A 17,416-nucleotide genomic window follows, 5' to 3' on the forward strand; every position below is an offset into this window, starting at 1 on the left:
GCCCTTTACGATTAAAACTTTATTATCCACCAAAGTCATCAAGCATAATATCTTCTCTTTCAACCCCAAGGTCAAGGAGCATGTCAATTACACAAGCATTCATAATTGGAGGACCACAAAGGTAGTACTCACAATCTTCTGGTGCTGGATGATCTTTTAGGTATTCATCATGTAATACTTGATGAATAAATCCTTTATAACCTTCCCAATTATCTTCTGGAAGTGCATCTGAAAGAGCACAATGCCACTTGAAGTTTTCATTTTCGGCCTGTAGACCGTCAAAGTCCTCAACATAGAACATTTCTCTCTTAGAACGAGCTCCATACCAGAAAGTAATCTTACGATCTGTCTTAAGTCTTTTGAGCTGATCAAATAAGTGCGAACGCATTGGCGCCATACCTGCACCACCACCAACAAAGACCATCTCTTTTTTCGTATCACGAGCAAAGAATTCTCCAAATGGTCCAGAGATTGTTACCTTATCGCCTGGCTTACAACCAAAGATATAAGATGACATCTTACCTGGAGGAGTTCCTTTAGGAGCTCTTGGAGGTGGAGAAGCAATACGAACGTTCAGCATTATCATCCCTTCTTCTTCAGGATAGTTTGCCATTGAGTACGCTCTAATAGTCTCATCAGGAACAGTTGAGATATTATCCCAAACTTTGAAAGTATCCCAATCACCTCTGTACTCTTCTTCAATATCGAAGTCTTTATAATCAATTGTTAAACCTGGAGGTCTTTCAATTTGAATAAATCCACCAGCTCTAAAAGGAACTGACTCACCTTCTGGAAGATCGAGAACAAATTCTTTAATAAAAGTCGCAACGTTATGGTTAGACCTAACTGTACATTCCCACTTCTTAACACCAAAAACTTCATCCTCTACTTCGATGTCCATATCTTCTTTAATTGAGACCTGACACGCTAGACGACAACCATCTTTAGCTTCTCTCTTTGTAATGTGAGAAAGTTCTGTTTCGAGAATCTCTCCCCCACCTTTATGTACATGAACTTTACATTGTCCACATGTTCCACCACCACCACAGGCAGATGAAACAAAAAGTTTCTGATCAGCTAGGGCGTTAAGTAGCTTCCCACCAGCAGGGATCTCAACTGTTTTTTCACCGTTTATCGATAGCTTGATATTTCCACTACTAACTAGTTTAGACTTTGCAAAAAGAATAACTAGCACAAGTGCCAAGACTACGACGGTAAACATTAATACGCCTAAAATAATTTCATTCATAATTATTCCTATATCCTATTAAAGTTGAATACCAGAGAATGAAAGGAAACCTAGTGCCATTAAACCAACAGTAATGAAGGTAATCCCTAGTCCTTTTAATCCATCAGGTACGTCGCTATATCTCATTTTTTCTCTAATTCCTGCTAGAGCTGCAATTGCTAGGGCCCAACCAATACCTGAACCTAAACCGTAAACAACACTTTCAGAGAAATTATAATCTCTCTCAACCATAAATAGTGATCCACCCATGATCGCACAGTTAACTGTAATCAGTGGTAAGAAGATCCCTAGCGCAGTATAAAGAGCTGGAAAAAATTTATCTAAAGTCATCTCTAGGATCTGAACCATCGCTGCGATAACTCCGATATAAGAAATAAGACCTAGAAAAGATAGATCTACACCCTCTATACCAGCCCATTGAAGAGCATTATCCTTTAAAAGATAAGTATAAAGAAGGTTGTTAATTGGAACTGTAATTGTTTGAACAACAACAACCGCTACCCCTAAACCGAGGGAAGTTTTAACTTTCTTAGATACTGCTAAGAAAGTACACATACCTAGGAAGAAAGATAGAGCTAAGTTTTCAACAAAAATAGATTTAATAAATAAACTTAAATAATGTTCTAACATCTAGTTCTCCTTTTCCACTTGATCAGTTTTCCAAGTTCTAAGGGCCCAGATAAATAGACCAATTAGGAAAAATGCACTTGGAGCAAGTAGCGCCATACCATTAGTTTGGTAGAATCCACCATTTCCAACTGTTGGAAGAATTGTGTATCCAAGAAGTTTTCCACTTCCTAGTAATTCTCTAAAAAATGCAACAAATAATAAAACAACACTATACCCAATCCCGTTTCCAAGACCGTCTACAAAAGACATAATAGGTGTATTCTTCATTGCATATGCTTCAGCACGCCCCATAACGATACAGTTTGTAATAATTAGCCCGATGTATACAGACATAGACTTAGCTACATCATAAACGAAGGCCTTTAAAAGCTGATCTGTTACAATAACGAGTGACGCAATAACAGTCATCATTACGATGATACGAATACTAGAAGGAACATGGTTTCTAATAATAGAAACAAAGAATCCTGAAAATGCTGTAACTAAAGTCACGGCTAAACACATTACAAATGCAGTCTCTAATTTTGTAGTAACAGCAAGTGCAGAACAAATCCCAAGGATCTGTAGTGCAATTGGGTTATCTTCAAATAGAGGTTTAAAGAAAGTTTTCTTAAGGCTCATTATTGAATCCCCCCATCTCTGAACTTCGCTAAGAATGGACCAAATCCATTTTCACCAAGCCAGTACTTAATAGTTCCAGAAACACCATTTGCAGTAAGAGTTGCTCCAGAGAGACCATCAATTTCAGTCTCAGTCTTTGCAGCACCCTTAACAACTTTTAATACTGGCTCGAAGTTCTCATCAAGAATCTTCTTTCCGGTCCAACTCGCTTTCCAAGTAGGATTATCAATCTCACCACCAAGACCAGGAGTCTCGCCGTGAGCATAGTAACCGATACCTTTAACTGTAGTTGTTGATGGCTCTAATACTAGAAAACCATACATTGTAGACCAAAGCCCTTTTCCATGAACCGGAAGAACGATCATTTTCGTTTCTCCTGCTTCTTTTACCAAGTAGGCTTTCGCGATCTTTGCTCTCATCTTAATACCGCCAAAATCATCAGCAGATTCAATCATTAAGTTTTGCTTAGGATCTTTTGCTGCTTTCTTTTGGTCGTAATTTTCAATATCACCTTCAACAATATCACCTGTTGCAAGATCAACTAATAATGGAGTTACATTTGAATACGCAGAGTCAATCTCCTCTTTCGTTGCAGTAGAGTTAACCATACCTGCAGCAACTAGAAGATTCTTCTTAACGTCAAGTTTCTTATTGGCCTCTTGAAGTGGCTTTAACTTTACTGCTGCACCAGATACGAGAACTGAACAAACAATACAAAGAAGGAAAGCGACTAGAAGCGTTTTACCTGTTTCACCTTTCATAACTTCTCCTTATGCCTTGATACGAGCTTGTCTTCTCTTGATATCACCATTAACAACAAACCAGTCGATTAGTGGTGCAAAACAATTTGAGAAAAGAATCGCAAGCATTACACCTTCCGGGAATGCTGGGTTAATAACACGAACAAGGATAGCCATTAGACCAATGAGGGCCCCATAGAAATATTGTCCTTTAAAAGTCATAGCGGCAGAAACAGGATCAGTTGCCATAAAGACAAGACCAAAAGCAAATCCACCAAGCACGATGTGCCAGTGAGGAGGAAGAGCAAACATTGGGTTTGTATCTGAACCAATTACATTTAGCATAAATGCAAATGCCATAGCTGAAATAAGCATAGAGAGCATAATTCTCCAAGAACCAATTCCAGAAACAATAAGGATGATCGCTCCTAGTAAACAAGCAAGAGTTGAAGTCTCACCCATTGAACCAGGCATAAATCCATAGAATGCATCCATCCAAGAAGTTGTAATAGCACTTACACCACCAGTTGCAGCTTGACCAAGAGCTGTTGCTCCAGTGAAACCATCAACGGCCGTCCAAACTGCATCACCTGAGATTTCTCCAGGATAAGCAAAGAATAGAAATGCTCTAGCTGTAAGAGCTGGGTTTAAAAAGTTCTTCCCAGTTCCACCAAATACTTCCTTTCCAAATACAACACCAAAAGAGATCCCTACAGCAACCTGCCATAGAGGAATTGTTGGAGGTAAAATAAGTGGAAATAAAAGTCCTGTTACTAGGAAACCTTCATTAATTTCATGCTTTCTAACCGTTGCAAAGATAACTTCCCAGAAACCACCAGCAATATTCGTCACCAAAAAGACTGGCAGTAAAAATAGTAGTCCATAAACAAAGTTTGAAATGCAATTTGCTGGATCAAAACCAAGACCTAAAGTGGCCATGATCATGCCTCTCCAAGAATCTACAGATGTAATCCCATTAGCAGCTAGTGCTAAATTTGCTTGTAATCCAGTATTGTATGCACCCATAAGCAAACAGAATGTCAGGGCCATTGCAACTGTTGTCATTGTTCTTTTTAGATCAATACCATCACGTACGTGAACAGAACCTCTGCTCACTTCACCAGGAGTATAAATAAAAGTGTCTATCATTTCATACATTGGATAGAACTTTTCTAATTTACCACCTTTAACGAAGTGATGATGTTGAGAATCTAGAAAACCTCTTAAAGCCTTCATTTAACCTTCCTTCTCAATAGTAGTTAAATTCTCTCTTAGAATTGGACCGAAGTCCTTCTTTCCAACACTAGCAAAAGTACATAGTGCTAAATCTTCTTCATCTAACTCAAGGCAACCAAGTTGTTGTGCTAGATCAGTGTCTCTAGTAAGTAGAGATCTAATCAGTTGAGTTGGAAGAACATCAAGAGGAACAAGTTTTTCATACATTCCTACTGGAACCATTGCTCTTAAAGAACCATGAGTAGTTGTATTCATATCAAATCTCTTAGAAGACCCAAATAGAGAAGAAACAAAAGTTCTCTTTATAGAAAACTTATTAAGTCCTGGCATTTGCCAACCTAAGAACTCTCTCTCTCTTCCTTCAGCAAGAATCGAAACTTGATTATGGTAACGTCCTAAGTAAAGAAATGAATCCTCTACTTTACGTCCATTTAAAACAGAACCAGAAATAATTCTTAATTCTCCATCACCAGTTTCACTAGCAACTAAATCAAGAATATGAGCACCCATTGTTGTTGTTAAAAGTCTTGGGTTCTTCGCCTTTGGTCCTGCAACAGAGATAACTCTGTCAGTCCAAAGTTTTCCTGTTGTAAATAATTTACCAACAGCAATTACGTCTTGGTAATTTGCGTGCCATACAGCTTTATCTGCATGAACAGGACTTAGAAAATGAATATGAGTTCCAACTAATCCAGCAGGATGAGGACCAGAGAATTCTTCAGTAACAACATTTGCTGGAGCCTGGACCTTTGATCCAGCCGCTTTACAAACATAAGTCTTTCCTTCTGTTAATTTAGAAAGAACTTCGACACCTGTTTTAAAGTCATCAGCGTACTGTCCAATAACTTGGTCTGGGTTTGCAGCTAAAGGATTGGTATCCATTGCATTGATAAATACTGCGCTTGGCTTATCAGAAAGAAGTGCAACCTTAGAAAAAGGTCTCATTCTTAAAGCTGTCCATAGTCCAGACTCAACTAGAAGATTCTTTACATCATCAAAAGTAAGCTCACTTACATTCTTTGACTTAAAGCTTGAAAATTCTAATTGATCGTGACCTGAAACTTCAATCACAATAGTTTGAAACGCTCTTTTTGCGCCTCTGTTAATCTCTACAACCTTTCCATTTGCCGGAGAAGTGTAAAGAAGCCCTTCGTTCTTCTTGCATTCAAAAAGAACTTGTCCAATTTTAACAGTGTCACCAATCTGAACCTTCATAGAAGGTTTCATCCCAACATAGTCAGGACCTGTGATCGCAACTCTCTTAACTTGTGGACCAGCTTCGATTGTCTGCTTAGGAGCTCCACTAATAGGAACATCTAAACCTTTCTTAATACGAATCATAGTAATACTAATCCCGTTTAAACGTTAATATGTTTATTTCATTACAAAAATATAAATTTACTTATGCTGTTTATACTAAAGATATCGCAATATGTAACTAGTTCATAATAAAGAAATAAGTATTTTAATGCGACACATAGCGCCTAAATAATAACTTAAGATATTGATGAAAAAGAAAAAGAACTATGAAGAAATGAAAACTCCAAAGTCCTTTATTAGAGGGGCCTAGAAACTAAAACCCCTCAAAGGAATCTACGCAACTTTTGATTCGTTACATAATTTTATAGACAACACTTCTTATGTTTCTTTCCACTACCACATGGACATGGGTCATTTCTACCGACCTTAGGTCCAGCTCGCTTTACTTGATCTCTAATGACATCACCTTCAACAAAGTACCAATCACCATCTTCCTTGGCAAAGCTAGACCTTTCGTGGTGAACAACTTCCTTATCTCCAACAACATATGTTGCTTTAAACTCAACAATCCCCTGCTCATCTTGTTCAAGACCAGCTTCAGTGTCGATAATATCAATATTTTTCCAATCACTTTCTTTAGACCAAATCTCAATCTCATCTCTATTGAGCTGATCTCTGCTAGCGCTATCTTGAGTTGAAATTAAATAATCAATTTGCTCTTTTGCAAAAGCACAATATCTTGATCTCATTAGCTGCTCTGCAGTTTTCGCCTTTGAGGCTCCCTTATGTAATGGTTCACAACAATCTGAATAATCTTTTCCTACTCCACAAGGACAACTCATAATAATTCTCTCCTAAATAACAGACTAGCTTTGTTATTTTAAATTTCTAATACTTCATTTTTATATACCGAAAAAGTTTTATGCAAAAGGAAAAAAACTATTTAGATAAACTTAGACTGACTCACTTGGCCAAGAATAATATAAATTCTATGGTTGGCCTAACCATCTCAACTATACTTATTTTTATCATTCTATTAGATCACTTACCACGAACTTTAGGTTTAAGTTACCTTACAATTTCTTTAGCACAATCTTTGGGACGTCTATATTACTATGCTAATTTTCTTAAAAAATTAAAATCTGTAGAAGAAGTTAACGAGAAAAGAACGGAACTAATTTTCGCAATTCTCTCTACTCTTTCGGCCTTAACATATAGCTGTTTTTCTATTTCCTTCTTTTCATACTTAAGCCAAATTCATCAGCTCTTTCTATTGGTCATCGCTACAGGTATGGTTGCAATAACTTTTAACTCAAACGCTTCTTCTTCAAAAGTTTTTGTTCCCTACTCTATTTTTACACTGCTTCCTTTCTTTATTTGGTATGCTCTTCAATTCACAACGCCTGAGAGCTATATATCAGTTTTCATCATTATCTTCTGTGTCATTATTATTAAATCTTCTAAGTCAGTGAATCACTATATCGTTACAGCATTTGAGGCCCGACAAAATAATGAACACTTATTGTTAAACCTTAAAAAGCGTAAGAAAGCTCTAGAGGATACGAATCAGAGTTTAAAAAAACATATTGATGATAATGAGAAGCTCAAAAAGAAGTTAATCGAGCAAGAAAGTTTGGCCGCAGTAAGTGTACTCTCTTCAGGCTTGGCCCATGAAATACGAAACCCACTTAATATTATCATTAACTCCTCTGCTATTTTAAAGGAAATTATTGAAGAGTTAGATACTAAGAAAGTTAACTTCGAACAAGATGATAACTTTGATATAGAAGAAGCTATGCAAGATGCTAAAACAAGTATCGAGTATATCCTAGCAGAAGGTCACAAGGCCAACACGATAGTCTCTCAACTGATTTCAACATCTGCTGGTCATAAGAAATCTAATAGTGAACGTTTCAGTATTAATGAGCTAATAGAAGAAGTCGCCTTAACCATTGAGATTGCCATGAAGAGTAAGTTTCTTGAAGCTAACGCATCCGTTAGCGTCAGCCTAAGTCCACTTGCCGACGAATACCATGGTCACAAGAGTGAACTAGGGAAAGTTCTATACAACACTCTCTACAACTCAATTGAATCACTTCAAGAAAAATATGAAAATGATCCGACTCACTTTTCTCCAGTGATAAAAATCAATAGCGAAATCAAAGACGACTCAATAGAGATAGAATTATATGATAATGGAATAGGTGTAAAAGAAGAAAACCTCTCAAAGGTCTTCACTCCCTTTTACACAACCAAGCCTACAAATAAAGCGACAGGTCTAGGAATGAGTTCATCTTATGAAATTATAAATAATCTCTATAAGGGAAGTATGAAATTAGAATCCAAACAAGGCCAATTTGCAAAAGTTATTATAACCCTGCCCTTAGAATCGAAATAGTAAGTCAGTAAAGAAGGTATCTTCCTCTTTAAAGAACTCTTTACTCTCTAAAACTCTTGTTGAAACGAAGGTAAAGCTCTTCTTTAATTCTCGCTGATACCAGCTCCTAGATCTTCTTATCGCATACTCATCTTTAAATTCTAGGTCTTCGATCTGGCGATTAAGCTCTTTATCAGTCGGAACAGAGAAATAGAGATACTTTACTCGTTTTGCCAAAATTGGAATAACAGCTCTCACCTCTTCATCACTTAGGTATTGAAAAACTGAAGTGCAAATACCAAGATCAAAGTGCTTAGAAAACTTAGGGTTTTCGCACCAGCTTACAAGGTCTGTATTAATTAGGTTTAGTTTTGTCGACTCAACAGGTGAAATACCTCTTTTTAGAACTAACTCGAAAGGATACTTCGAAGGCTCAATTCCCATTGCTCTATAAGGAATAAACTCCTTTAATGTTGCCTGCAATAAATGTCCTAATCCAAAGCCTAAATCGACGATACTACTTATATCAATAAAATCTAAATCAAATAATGCCTTCATATACTTAGCATGATTTTCAGCATTACCTATTCCATCCATTTCATCAGGATTGGAGTAATTTACATCCCAATACTCTTTAGAAAATCCATCTTTTCCAACTTCTTTCAATTCAAATCCCCTATTGACTTTGTACCAAAATACCCCATAAATAAACGATAGACTCCCAATGAGATCATACCTAACCATATGGCGACAAAACTATTATAATAAATAGAAAAAAGAATAAACGGTAAGTATGAGACAAAGAAAGCAATAAACATTTGCTTGCGAAGAAAACTGAATCTCTCAAGGCCAAATAATAATCCATCATAGATATATGAAACAGCAAGTAGCATTTGAGATAAAGCTATATAAGGCCAAACTGTTCTTATCTGAGCAAATACGAGTTCGTCATTAGAAAAGATATTCCACAGCTGATCAGAAAATACAAAGTAGATCAATGTAAAAGAAAGGCCAATTACAGCGGACAATAGAAGAATCTGCTTTTTAAGATCTTGATACTTACTTTCGCTGCCTTCTCCTTTGAATTTTGCTGCCATGATATTCGCAGTTATCGCAACTCCATCAATCAAAAAGGAGGAGATAAGCCATAATTCAAGTATAATTTGATGAGCAGCAAGCCCTTCAGCACCAAGTCTCGAGGCACATTTAGTACTTAGGAAAAAGCAACTTGTTAAAATCATCGAGCGACAAAACATATTAAAAGAGTTCTTTCCAAAATGAATCCACTGAGCTTTATTGAGTCGAGCTTCAAAGAATTTCTCTCTAATGAATTCCTCTCTAAAAATTAAAGCTAAACCTATGATCATTGATAATAGTCCGGCCAAAACGGTTCCCCATGCTACAGAAGAAATTCCAAGTTCTGTGAAATTTAATAAGTACCAAGAACTAGAAATATTCACGATGGTTGTAAGAAAAATGAGATAAAAGCTCTCCTTAACTCTGGAAAGACCTCTGAGAATAGAAATTGAAGTAAAAGAAATAATTAAAAATGTTTGCCCTAAAAGACGAATATTAAAATAATCTTCAACCAGAGGGAGCAGTTCATCGGTAGCACCAGTGAATAGAAAAAGTGGAATTCTAAAGATATACAATCCAATACTTGAGAGTACACCAATAATAAAAGAAAGTAGTAAGGCCACCTTTATTTTTTGAACAACAATATTGTGATCATTACGAGCAAAAGACTCACTTACGGCTTGAGTTGAAGTATGAATGAGAAAGTTAAAAACCCATGTAAAAGAGCTTAGAAGAATCACCCCAATAGAGAGTGCTGCTAGCCAGTGTGTATCCCTATTGCCTATTAGGGCCGAGTCAACCACACCAGAGATAGGCTCTAGTAATGAGCCCAAGATACTAGGAATAGAAAAAAAGAAAAGCCCACCAAAAGTGAGCTCGACTTTATCCTTCACTAGAAAGGCTTATTTACAGCAATATATGTTGCAAGGAAGAATAGGAAGATATATCCCCAAAATAGTTTAGGCTTTAAAGAAGCCGACAATCTCTTGGCAAAAACTGGTCCTGTAATTGAGATAATTAGCCAGATTACGATCTTAGCAACAACCCATGCAGGAAATCCATCGCCATGACTATTTCCTAATCTAGCAAGTAATCCCATACCTGCAACAAGAATTAGAAAACTTGAGATACCTGAAACAATTTTAATATGCTTAGGTTGAGTTGAGTAATAACCAATTGCAAGTCCAGCAACTGTAACGATGATAGCAAGTACGTGAAGTACCTTATAAACTTCATAAGACATTTAATTTTCCTTTTTTTGTTTATCTTTCTTAAATTGTTTTTCTAATCTATTTAAAGTATTTCTAATTTCTTCAATAGAGAGCTCGAGATTCTCTTCATCTTGCTCAATATTTCTCATTCCAGATCGGATATGCCTAACTTCACCTTTTAGCCTTCCAATATCTCTTCCTAGAAGAGCATTTGCAAAAAGTGCCGTATAAGTAGCAAATATTCCAGTCCCTAAGAGCATAAGGAAGATACCGATAATCTTACCAAAGTAAGTCATAGGTACAATATCCCCATAGCCAACAGTTGTTACAGTAGCAAAGGCCCACCATACAGCATCTAAATACTCAGTCATTAATGGATTAACATCAGTTTCTAAGTGAAAAACTACAGTAGAAAAAACAATAATTACAGTGTTTCCTAGAATTGTTAAAGCAATAAATTCTTTCGAGCTAATTAGTTGAATTAGTCTTGAATGGATCGAAATTCTCTTTCTGGACACAATTACACTCTTTTATTATTTTAAAACTAAGCTAGAATAATAGTATGAGTAACTCCGACAATGCAAAAAGAAAAGGAACTAAGATATATCGCGGCGCATACAAGTTTATGCGAAATGGTAATGTCTATTCCGAAGAAACGTTTGAAGTCTTCAAAGAAAAGAATGACTCTGGGATGCTCTTTTCGTCTCAGCTGATTTCTAGAGTATCAACCGGAGAGCTTCTAAATATTACAGTTGATTACAAAATTAACAAAGACTATCTACCGACTATGGTTATGGTTAATAAAGTACTTGGTAATGAGAATGTTGTTGAAACCTATGTATTCAATAGCAAAAGAAATATTATTACCTACTCATTTGAAAATAGTAAAGGCAGCAAATCGGTAGAGCTTAACACTTCGCCAAAATTCTATATATCTACACCATCCATTGCAACCGCTATGCTCTATCTCAGATCTAAGAAGTTCGATGGAACTGGAAAGAATTACTTCAATGTTCTTTCTAGTTCAAACCAATGGACATTTGAAGAAGATCCTACTTTTAATTCTATAGCAGTTGAGAGGCTTACCCTAACTAGCGAGAACCGAAATGTAGAAGGTGCTTCAGTGCAAGGGGTCGAATACAAAATTGAACAGCATATTGAAGCAGACGACCAGGGTCCTTCTCCTTCAATAAAATGTTTTGTCAGCCAGCACGTCACCATCCCCTATTTCCTAGACGATGGTGCGGGAACAAAGATTGAAGTTAAATATCTAAACGATCTCTCAGAAAGAGATCTAGACTAAGTTTAACTACAGCTTACACTTTAAGTAGAACTTAATATTTGAAAAGCCCTCTGCTCCAAACCATTCAACATATTGACAATAAATTGCTTTATGTAGGGCCGTATCTTGATAATCGTAGAGTAATTCCTCACCAAGTGGCGTTGAAATAAAAGGAATAATTATTAAGAACATTACAATAATAGTTAAAGGTATTTTTATCATTTCAATCTCACTTTATTACGAAATCTCTAATCCCATCACAGGCATCATTTAAGTTAGTTCTCTGAAGTTTATAAGGTTCCATTAACTTTAATAACTTCTCCATAGTACGACCCTTCCAATTTCTTATTCTCGAGTCTACAACTATAACTCCTCCGATATCACTTTCTGTTCGAAGTAGTCTACCTAATTTTTGATGGAGGGAGCGTGTTCTATGAGCAAGATAGTAATCGGTAAATTCATTACCAAGATTAGATTCATAGAAATCTCTTCTGTCTTGAATGACGAGGTCCATTCTTAAATCAGGAATTTTATCTACAAAAACAAATTGAAGCGCATCTCCTGGAATATCAATACCTTCACCAAAAGACTCCATTCCAAGTAGTATTCCAGAGGTCGAGTTCTTAAAGTCTTCAACAACATTATTTCCCATTCCCTGTATAAAGAGCGGTAACTCTCCTTCAAACTTCTCCAAAAGAATTTCTCTAGCGACTTCAAATCGAGATCTGGCCGAAAAGAGGAGTAAACTTCTACCACCCAAGTCACGAATAAGCTTAGATATTTTCTCCAGAGTTTGTGGCACAAAGTTCTGATCCCAGATTGGTAAAGTGTCATCACAAAGATAAACTTTTGTCTTATTTTCATAGTCAAAAGTTGGAGGTAAGAAGAAACCTCCCTTAAATCTTTTTTCAGGAGATAGGTATGAATACCCTGTGGCCCACTCAATCCCCTTAGCACCCTGATCACCTTTTGCATTTCCTAAGGTCGCACTGGTGAAAACAACAGAGTCAGAAATTTCTAAAAGCCCATCGTGAAGAACCTTGCCAACATTTACCGGAGAGGCACTCACACAAAATCCCCTATCTCCATGATACTTTATTGAACGTGTATAGCCCGGTTTCATTTGAGGTTCACCCAGAGCAATCTCTAAAGCTTTTTGTATATCTTCAAGGCCTCCCACAAATTTTTCAAAACGAGTAAAGGCCACAATTTGATTCTCATCAGTCAACTCTTTAACATCCCATCTTGAGTGGTATGGAAGTAGAAATAAGTTGAGATCACTAATAATAAATCTAATTGAATCCAGATGATTAAAAATTGCTAGGGATAATTCATCACCCCTTTTCTTATCAACCATTGGTGATTCATTCCAGAAAATATCCGTATACTTAGGACGCTTTTTAAAAAAGCTCTCTACAATGGTAGGAAGTCCCTGCAGATGATCGGCCAAGCTTTGCTGAGCGTCTTGCGCTCGCGCCCTAATTTGAGTGATTACAGCAGTGCTCTCCCCTTCAACTTTTTCATTTTGTGCTAGGAGATAAAAAAGAGAACCAATCCCCTGAGAATGAACTAATGTCTTATTCAAAGAAAAGAGATCATCTTGTGTCACTTCGAAAGTGAAAGCACTTGTAGTCTCACCTTCAACTTTATGTGCTTCATCTACTACAACATACTGTGGTCGTGGAAAGCTTCTAGGCCATGAGAACATCAGAGCATGATTTCCAACAATGATATCAGCGTCCTTGGCCTCTCTTAAACCTTTTATATATGAGCAATCACTTTTAAACGGACAACTCTGTCCTGTGCATGACCTAAAGTCTACTGTTACGTCCTTTTCTTTAGATTCAAACTCTTTAAACTTCATCTTTATGACAAAGGGAAGATCCCCTCTTGTAATTTGGTCATCTACATGTGCTCTAGAGTTATGAAAGAAAACAAGATCGAAGAACATATCCGTAAATTTTGCTTCAAAATCCTTGGTGCCTGTAAGTAAGTCCTCCTCCTCAATCGACTGGCGAAAGAGAAGTTCACACAAATGATTACCAGAGCCGACCAACTGGCGAACCTTTAATTCAGAATCATCTAGTCCAAGCAATTTTCTAAGTTGCGGAACATCTTTAGAGACGGCCTGATGCTGAAGTGTTTTTGTTCCAGTTGCGACGAGTACCTGCTTTTGTTCTTGCAGAGAAAATAATGTCGCAGGAATCATATAACCTAAGGTTTTTCCAGTTCCTGTTGGGGCTTGAACCAAAGAGTGAACTTTATTCTTAAAAGACTGCCCCACTTTTAAGGCCAATGTTTCCTGTGACTCTCGGTATCTATAAAATGGCGTTTTCTTCTTTATTGAGTCCACATCTCGGAAAATCGACTTTAAATTTTCACCACTAAAGTCTAGGGAGAAAAGTTTCTCACCTGCTTCAACTTTTTCATTAACTGGGTGAAGAGCATCCCATGCTATCGAGATATGTTTTTCTAAGTCTAACTCAACAGTTTTCGCAAGAGACTCCAACTCTTCATCTTCGAGACAGAAAAAATTGTAATACCAATAATCTGTAAGGTTATACTTTTTAAAGAGGTTTTCCGCAGTCATAGTAAGGGTTCTGTCCCTACGAACAACACCAACGGTTATTAGCATAACTTTTAGAAGATCGACTGAGTCCTGAAAACCTCTATGTTCTTCATGATCAGCAATACCCCAATCACAGATAAAGTTCTCAAGCTTTAAAGAAGACATTTGAGGGAACATTAGAGATAGAAAGAATAAGCTATCTTCATAGGTTTCTCTTCCAGTCCCATCGTCTATTTTATTGAAATGCTCAGCTAAGAATGATTTTTCAAAGCCTGCATTGTGAGCAATTAAATGGTGTCCAAATAATTCCATCACCTCAGGCTCAACTTGCTTCCAACTGGGGGCATTTTTTAACATTTTAGAATCAATACCAGTTAGCTTCTTTATGAATTGAGAGAGATTTCCCTCATATTGAACAAGTGAACTGTAGCTTCTCACTAACTCGACCCCATCGAACTGTAGGAAACCTACATCTATGATCTGATCGTAACTAGGGTCAATTCCTGTTGTTTCAATATCTATTACGGCCCATTTTCCTAGAGGGTGTGTCATTAATAGTCTCCAAAAAATAATCTAAACTTAAAGTGTGTTGTATTGGCAATATCCTATTTTTATTCTAATCTGGTAAGCTAATATGACAAGGATTCCCTATGAGCTCGGCAGTTATTTTTCAAATACAGTCATTTTTAATCATGTCTCTTATGATCTTAGGTGTTTATCACAGAAAAGATAGAAAGAAGCATGTTAAAATAATGTCTAGCGCAATAATTTGGGATGTCCTACTCATACTTCAAATTGAACTCACGCGAAGCGCAATTGTTAAGGCCTCCAAGGTTATGACAAATCCTTTGCTACTTAAAGTTCACCTCTTCTTTGCGATTGGCTCCGTCATACTGTATGTACTTATGGTGTTATCAGGTAGAAAGCTTCTCAAAGGAGATAATTCTGTTAGACAAAAGCACAAATGGTTGGGAAGAACGACTTTATTTTTTAGAATAATGACATTCATTACTAGCTTTTGGGCAGCATCATAAGAAAGGAAAAATAAAATGGATTTTCAATTACTAGTAGAGCTTATTCAATCAAATATTGAAGATGCTAAAGTTCAAGTAACTGACCTAACTGGAACAAAAGATCACCTGGGTCTCTTAGTTGTAAGTGACGCCTTTGAAGGTAAAATGCTTATAGCTCAACATCAAATGATAATGGATATTTTAAAAGAAAAGCTTAAACAAGAAATACATGCAGTACAAATAAAGACCATGACTCATGCTCAGGCCAATGAGCGTGGAATTGAAATATAATATAACTTACAGGAGTTAATACGATGAGTGATAATAACCCATTCAATATTCTAGGTTCAGACAAAGTTCCTCAAGAAGGTGGAACACAGGTTCAAGAAGAAAATGCGCAAGGACAACTTAATGACAGAATTAATGCATTAATCAAATCTAGCGATATTTTCGTATTTATGAAAGGAAATGCTTCAATGCCACAATGTGGTTTTTCGGCAAACACTGTAGCAATACTAGATTCATTAAATGTTAAGTATAATACTTTTGATATTCTTTCTGATCAGGATATCAGACAAGGTGTTAAGGAATTTTCTAACTGGCCAACTTACCCACAGATTTACCTAAAAGGACAACTTCTTGGTGGGAATGATATTCTAACTGAAATGTATCACTCAGGTGAACTAGCTACAGTACTTGGGGCTTAAGTGAAGAATTTGGACGATATTTCTGAGTGGACTCCTAAGAAACTTAGAACACTTAGAAATAATTTAAATAATAGGCTAAGCTCATTTAAAGCATCTGCCGACAATGCTAAACCATTGCAGCAGAGTCATATGTTGTATGGAATGGATGAGCAAGAGTGCTCAGAACTTTTAAAGAAAGTTACGACACTTCTAAAAAACGCTAAATAAGAAAAAGGCCTAATTCATTAGGCCTTTTTTATACTAACTAATTTTCTTCTTCATCTTCTATTTCGATATTATGATAGACCTTTTGTACGTCATCATTATCTTCAAGAACATCGATTAGTTTATTAAAAGTTACGAGATCTTCAGCTGAAAGTGTTTTAGTTGTTGTAGGAAGCCTCTGTAATCCAGCCTCTTGTGCCTCAATTTCAAGCTCAGCTAACTTAGCTGACACAGAACCAAAGTCTTCCATTGCCGTTGTTACAACAGTGTACTGCTCGTCATCGAAGTCAACATCTTCTGCACCACCGTCAATGACTTCTAACATAAAGTCATCTTCACTCATTTTAATTTGTTCTTTCTCAATAAGAAAAACACCTTTATGGTCAAAAATAAATTGCAGACAACCGTCCTTTCCAAGGGAGCCATTATACTTATTAAAAGCGGCCCTAACTGAAGAGACTGTTCTCGTATTATTATCAGTGGCCGTCTCTATAAAAACGGCTGAACCATCAGGGCCATAGCCTTCAAAAGTTGATTCAACATAATCCTCGCCACCTTCTCCAGACGCTTTCTTAATGGCCCGATCAATTGTATCTTTTGGCAAGTTTTGACCGCGAGCATTTTGAAGAGCAAGCCTAAGTCTTGGATTTGCATCAGGGTCTGGTCCAGAGCCTTTTACTGCAACTGTAATTTCTTTTATAAGTTTAGTGAAGATCTTACCGCGTTTCTTGTCTTGAGCACCTTTACGGTGTCTAATATTGGCCCATTTACTATGACCTGCCATAATAGCTCCTTTCATTTTAAAGAATGATTCTAACAGAGCTTTTACAAAACGAAAATACTTAGGAATTTACTTTCTAGGAGAGAGATTAAGGTCTAATTCAATTTCATTTATCAGATCATCAAGATCAAATGGTTTAGAAAAGAATTTCTTAGCACCAGCGTTTAGTGCATCTTGAATAGAGATATCTGCCTGACCTGATACAAAGAAGAATTCTGGACGATCTTTCATATCAATCAATTGGACGGCATCTAATACGGCCATTCCGTTGCCATTAGGCATTTTATAATCTGAAACAATAATATCAATCGGCTTAGAACGAATAAGTTCAATTGCGTCATTTCCACACTCTGCAGTGAGTGTCTTATAACCATAATAGATAAACTCTTCTTCCATTAATTCTAGGATATCAGGCTCATCATCTACTATTAAAACTGTGATATTATTTCGTTCTTGCAT

21 protein-coding genes are annotated in these 17,416 nt (G+C 36.7%); 6 read left to right on the forward strand and 15 right to left on the reverse strand.

The window, feature by feature from the left end; translation table 11 throughout:
* Positions 1-22 precede the first annotated feature (22 nt).
* The 7 genes from nqrF to DPQ89_RS00115 form a co-directional block, all read right to left on the reverse strand.
* Positions 23-1,249 (reverse strand): NADH:ubiquinone reductase (Na(+)-transporting) subunit F, encoded by a 1,227-nt coding sequence (nqrF, locus tag DPQ89_RS00085; protein WP_127713950.1) that lies wholly within the window; start codon positions 1,247-1,249, stop codon positions 23-25.
* Between the two features lie 18 nt (positions 1,250-1,267).
* On the reverse strand, positions 1,268-1,879 hold the full coding sequence (nqrE, locus tag DPQ89_RS00090; protein WP_127713951.1) for an NADH:ubiquinone reductase (Na(+)-transporting) subunit E: 612 nt from the start codon (positions 1,877-1,879) through the stop codon (positions 1,268-1,270).
* A complete protein-coding gene (locus DPQ89_RS00095) occupies positions 1,880-2,500 on the reverse strand; it encodes an NADH:ubiquinone reductase (Na(+)-transporting) subunit D (RefSeq protein ID WP_127713952.1) in 621 nt (206 codons plus the stop codon).
* Positions 2,500-3,261 (reverse strand): Na(+)-translocating NADH-quinone reductase subunit C, encoded by a 762-nt coding sequence (locus DPQ89_RS00100; RefSeq protein ID WP_127713953.1) that lies wholly within the window; start codon positions 3,259-3,261, stop codon positions 2,500-2,502. Before DPQ89_RS00100 ends, DPQ89_RS00095 begins: the two co-directional genes overlap by 1 nt.
* 9 nt (positions 3,262-3,270) lie before the next feature.
* On the reverse strand, positions 3,271-4,476 hold the full coding sequence (locus tag DPQ89_RS00105) for an NADH:ubiquinone reductase (Na(+)-transporting) subunit B (protein ID WP_127713954.1): 1,206 nt from the start codon (positions 4,474-4,476) through the stop codon (positions 3,271-3,273).
* Complete coding sequence (locus DPQ89_RS00110; protein WP_127713955.1) at positions 4,477-5,817, reverse strand: Na(+)-translocating NADH-quinone reductase subunit A; 1,341 nt, start codon at positions 5,815-5,817, stop codon at positions 4,477-4,479. It abuts the gene before it with no gap.
* 281 nt (positions 5,818-6,098) lie between these two features.
* On the reverse strand, positions 6,099-6,578 hold the full coding sequence (locus tag DPQ89_RS00115) for a YchJ family protein (protein WP_127713956.1): 480 nt from the start codon (positions 6,576-6,578) through the stop codon (positions 6,099-6,101).
* Positions 6,579-6,658: 80 nt separating this feature from the next.
* Here DPQ89_RS00115 and DPQ89_RS00120 point away from each other — a divergent pair, with 80 nt between their 5' ends.
* Positions 6,659-8,134, forward strand: a complete 1,476-nt coding sequence (locus tag DPQ89_RS00120; protein ID WP_127713957.1) for a sensor histidine kinase — start codon at positions 6,659-6,661, stop codon at positions 8,132-8,134.
* Here the strand turns inward: DPQ89_RS00120 and DPQ89_RS00125 are convergent.
* Genes DPQ89_RS00125 through DPQ89_RS00140 form a run of 4 tightly spaced genes read right to left on the reverse strand, consistent with a single transcriptional unit; the run spans position 8,120 to position 10,919 of the window.
* On the reverse strand, positions 8,120-8,779 hold the full coding sequence (locus DPQ89_RS00125; RefSeq protein WP_127713958.1) for a class I SAM-dependent methyltransferase: 660 nt from the start codon (positions 8,777-8,779) through the stop codon (positions 8,120-8,122). The two genes, DPQ89_RS00120 and DPQ89_RS00125, sit on opposite strands and share 15 nt — an antisense overlap.
* The gene (locus tag DPQ89_RS00130) at positions 8,776-10,083 is read right to left on the reverse strand and encodes an MATE family efflux transporter (protein ID WP_127713959.1); all 1,308 of its coding nucleotides are present in this window, start codon (positions 10,081-10,083) and stop codon (positions 8,776-8,778) included. The genes DPQ89_RS00125 and DPQ89_RS00130 overlap by 4 nt, the downstream gene beginning before the upstream one ends.
* Positions 10,083-10,433 (reverse strand): SirB2 family protein, encoded by a 351-nt coding sequence (locus DPQ89_RS00135; RefSeq protein WP_127713960.1) that lies wholly within the window; start codon positions 10,431-10,433, stop codon positions 10,083-10,085. The genes DPQ89_RS00130 and DPQ89_RS00135 overlap by 1 nt, the downstream gene beginning before the upstream one ends.
* Entirely contained in the window at positions 10,434-10,919 is a 486-nt protein-coding gene (locus DPQ89_RS00140; RefSeq protein ID WP_164848197.1) for a potassium channel family protein, read from the reverse strand. It abuts the gene before it with no gap.
* 44 nt (positions 10,920-10,963) lie between these two features.
* Between DPQ89_RS00140 and DPQ89_RS00145 the strand changes: the two genes are divergently transcribed.
* On the forward strand, positions 10,964-11,704 hold the full coding sequence (locus DPQ89_RS00145) for a hypothetical protein (RefSeq protein WP_127713962.1): 741 nt from the start codon (positions 10,964-10,966) through the stop codon (positions 11,702-11,704).
* Between the two features lie 6 nt (positions 11,705-11,710).
* Here the strand turns inward: DPQ89_RS00145 and DPQ89_RS00150 are convergent, their stop codons facing one another.
* Both DPQ89_RS00150 and DPQ89_RS00155 read right to left on the reverse strand, forming a co-directional pair.
* Positions 11,711-11,905, reverse strand: a complete 195-nt coding sequence (locus DPQ89_RS00150; RefSeq protein ID WP_127713963.1) for a hypothetical protein — start codon at positions 11,903-11,905, stop codon at positions 11,711-11,713.
* A 7-nt stretch (positions 11,906-11,912) separates the two neighbouring features.
* The gene (locus DPQ89_RS00155; protein WP_127713964.1) at positions 11,913-14,804 is read right to left on the reverse strand and encodes a helicase C-terminal domain-containing protein; all 2,892 of its coding nucleotides are present in this window, start codon (positions 14,802-14,804) and stop codon (positions 11,913-11,915) included.
* Between the two features lie 98 nt (positions 14,805-14,902).
* On the opposite strand from DPQ89_RS00155, the gene DPQ89_RS00160 reads away from it, so the two are divergent.
* Genes DPQ89_RS00160 through DPQ89_RS00175 form a run of 4 tightly spaced genes read left to right on the forward strand, consistent with a single transcriptional unit; the run spans position 14,903 to position 16,179 of the window.
* On the forward strand, positions 14,903-15,286 hold the full coding sequence (locus DPQ89_RS00160; RefSeq protein ID WP_127713965.1) for a hypothetical protein: 384 nt from the start codon (positions 14,903-14,905) through the stop codon (positions 15,284-15,286).
* A gap of 15 nt (positions 15,287-15,301) precedes the next feature.
* Positions 15,302-15,556 (forward strand): BolA/IbaG family iron-sulfur metabolism protein, encoded by a 255-nt coding sequence (locus tag DPQ89_RS00165; RefSeq protein WP_127713966.1) that lies wholly within the window; start codon positions 15,302-15,304, stop codon positions 15,554-15,556.
* Positions 15,557-15,579: 23 nt separating this feature from the next.
* Positions 15,580-15,972, forward strand: coding sequence for a Grx4 family monothiol glutaredoxin (gene grxD / locus DPQ89_RS00170; RefSeq protein WP_127713967.1), 393 nt, complete (start codon positions 15,580-15,582; stop codon positions 15,970-15,972).
* Complete coding sequence (locus DPQ89_RS00175; protein WP_127713968.1) at positions 15,973-16,179, forward strand: hypothetical protein; 207 nt, start codon at positions 15,973-15,975, stop codon at positions 16,177-16,179.
* Positions 16,180-16,216: 37 nt separating this feature from the next.
* Here DPQ89_RS00175 and DPQ89_RS00180 read toward each other — a convergent pair whose 3' ends face one another.
* The gene (locus DPQ89_RS00180) at positions 16,217-16,960 is read right to left on the reverse strand and encodes a YebC/PmpR family DNA-binding transcriptional regulator (protein ID WP_127713969.1); all 744 of its coding nucleotides are present in this window, start codon (positions 16,958-16,960) and stop codon (positions 16,217-16,219) included.
* Positions 16,961-17,026: 66 nt separating this feature from the next.
* Positions 17,027-17,416, reverse strand: a complete 390-nt coding sequence (locus tag DPQ89_RS00185) for a response regulator (RefSeq protein WP_127713970.1) — start codon at positions 17,414-17,416, stop codon at positions 17,027-17,029.

The organism is Halobacteriovorax sp. HLS (assembly GCF_004006665.1).
Classification (GTDB): Bacteria; Bdellovibrionota; Bacteriovoracia; order Bacteriovoracales; family Bacteriovoracaceae; genus Halobacteriovorax.

Excerpts from the sequence above, each read along its gene's own strand:
- DPQ89_RS00150 (WP_127713963.1), bottom strand. The coding sequence starts at position 11,905 with ATGATAAAAATACCTTTAACTATTATTGTAATGTTCTTAATAATTATT.
- DPQ89_RS00180 (WP_127713969.1), bottom strand. The coding sequence starts at position 16,960 with ATGGCAGGTCATAGTAAATGGGCCAATATTAGACACCGTAAAGGTGCT.
- DPQ89_RS00155 (WP_127713964.1), bottom strand. The coding sequence starts at position 14,804 with ATGACACACCCTCTAGGAAAATGGGCCGTAATAGATATTGAAACAACA.
- DPQ89_RS00120 (WP_127713957.1), top strand. The coding sequence starts at position 6,659 with ATGCAAAAGGAAAAAAACTATTTAGATAAACTTAGACTGACTCACTTG.
- DPQ89_RS00145 (WP_127713962.1), top strand. The coding sequence starts at position 10,964 with ATGAGTAACTCCGACAATGCAAAAAGAAAAGGAACTAAGATATATCGC.
- DPQ89_RS00115 (WP_127713956.1), bottom strand. The coding sequence starts at position 6,578 with ATGAGTTGTCCTTGTGGAGTAGGAAAAGATTATTCAGATTGTTGTGAA.
- DPQ89_RS00105 (WP_127713954.1), bottom strand. The coding sequence starts at position 4,476 with ATGAAGGCTTTAAGAGGTTTTCTAGATTCTCAACATCATCACTTCGTT.
- DPQ89_RS00095 (WP_127713952.1), bottom strand. The coding sequence starts at position 2,500 with ATGAGCCTTAAGAAAACTTTCTTTAAACCTCTATTTGAAGATAACCCA.
- DPQ89_RS00110 (WP_127713955.1), bottom strand. The coding sequence starts at position 5,817 with ATGATTCGTATTAAGAAAGGTTTAGATGTTCCTATTAGTGGAGCTCCT.
- DPQ89_RS00165 (WP_127713966.1), top strand. The coding sequence starts at position 15,302 with ATGGATTTTCAATTACTAGTAGAGCTTATTCAATCAAATATTGAAGAT.
- nqrE (WP_127713951.1), bottom strand. The coding sequence starts at position 1,879 with ATGTTAGAACATTATTTAAGTTTATTTATTAAATCTATTTTTGTTGAA.
- grxD (WP_127713967.1), top strand. The coding sequence starts at position 15,580 with ATGAGTGATAATAACCCATTCAATATTCTAGGTTCAGACAAAGTTCCT.
- DPQ89_RS00100 (WP_127713953.1), bottom strand. The coding sequence starts at position 3,261 with ATGAAAGGTGAAACAGGTAAAACGCTTCTAGTCGCTTTCCTTCTTTGT.
- DPQ89_RS00135 (WP_127713960.1), bottom strand. The coding sequence starts at position 10,433 with ATGTCTTATGAAGTTTATAAGGTACTTCACGTACTTGCTATCATCGTT.
- DPQ89_RS00160 (WP_127713965.1), top strand. The coding sequence starts at position 14,903 with ATGAGCTCGGCAGTTATTTTTCAAATACAGTCATTTTTAATCATGTCT.
- nqrF (WP_127713950.1), bottom strand. The coding sequence starts at position 1,249 with ATGAATGAAATTATTTTAGGCGTATTAATGTTTACCGTCGTAGTCTTG.
- DPQ89_RS00185 (WP_127713970.1), bottom strand. The coding sequence starts at position 17,416 with ATGCAAGAACGAAATAATATCACAGTTTTAATAGTAGATGATGAGCCT.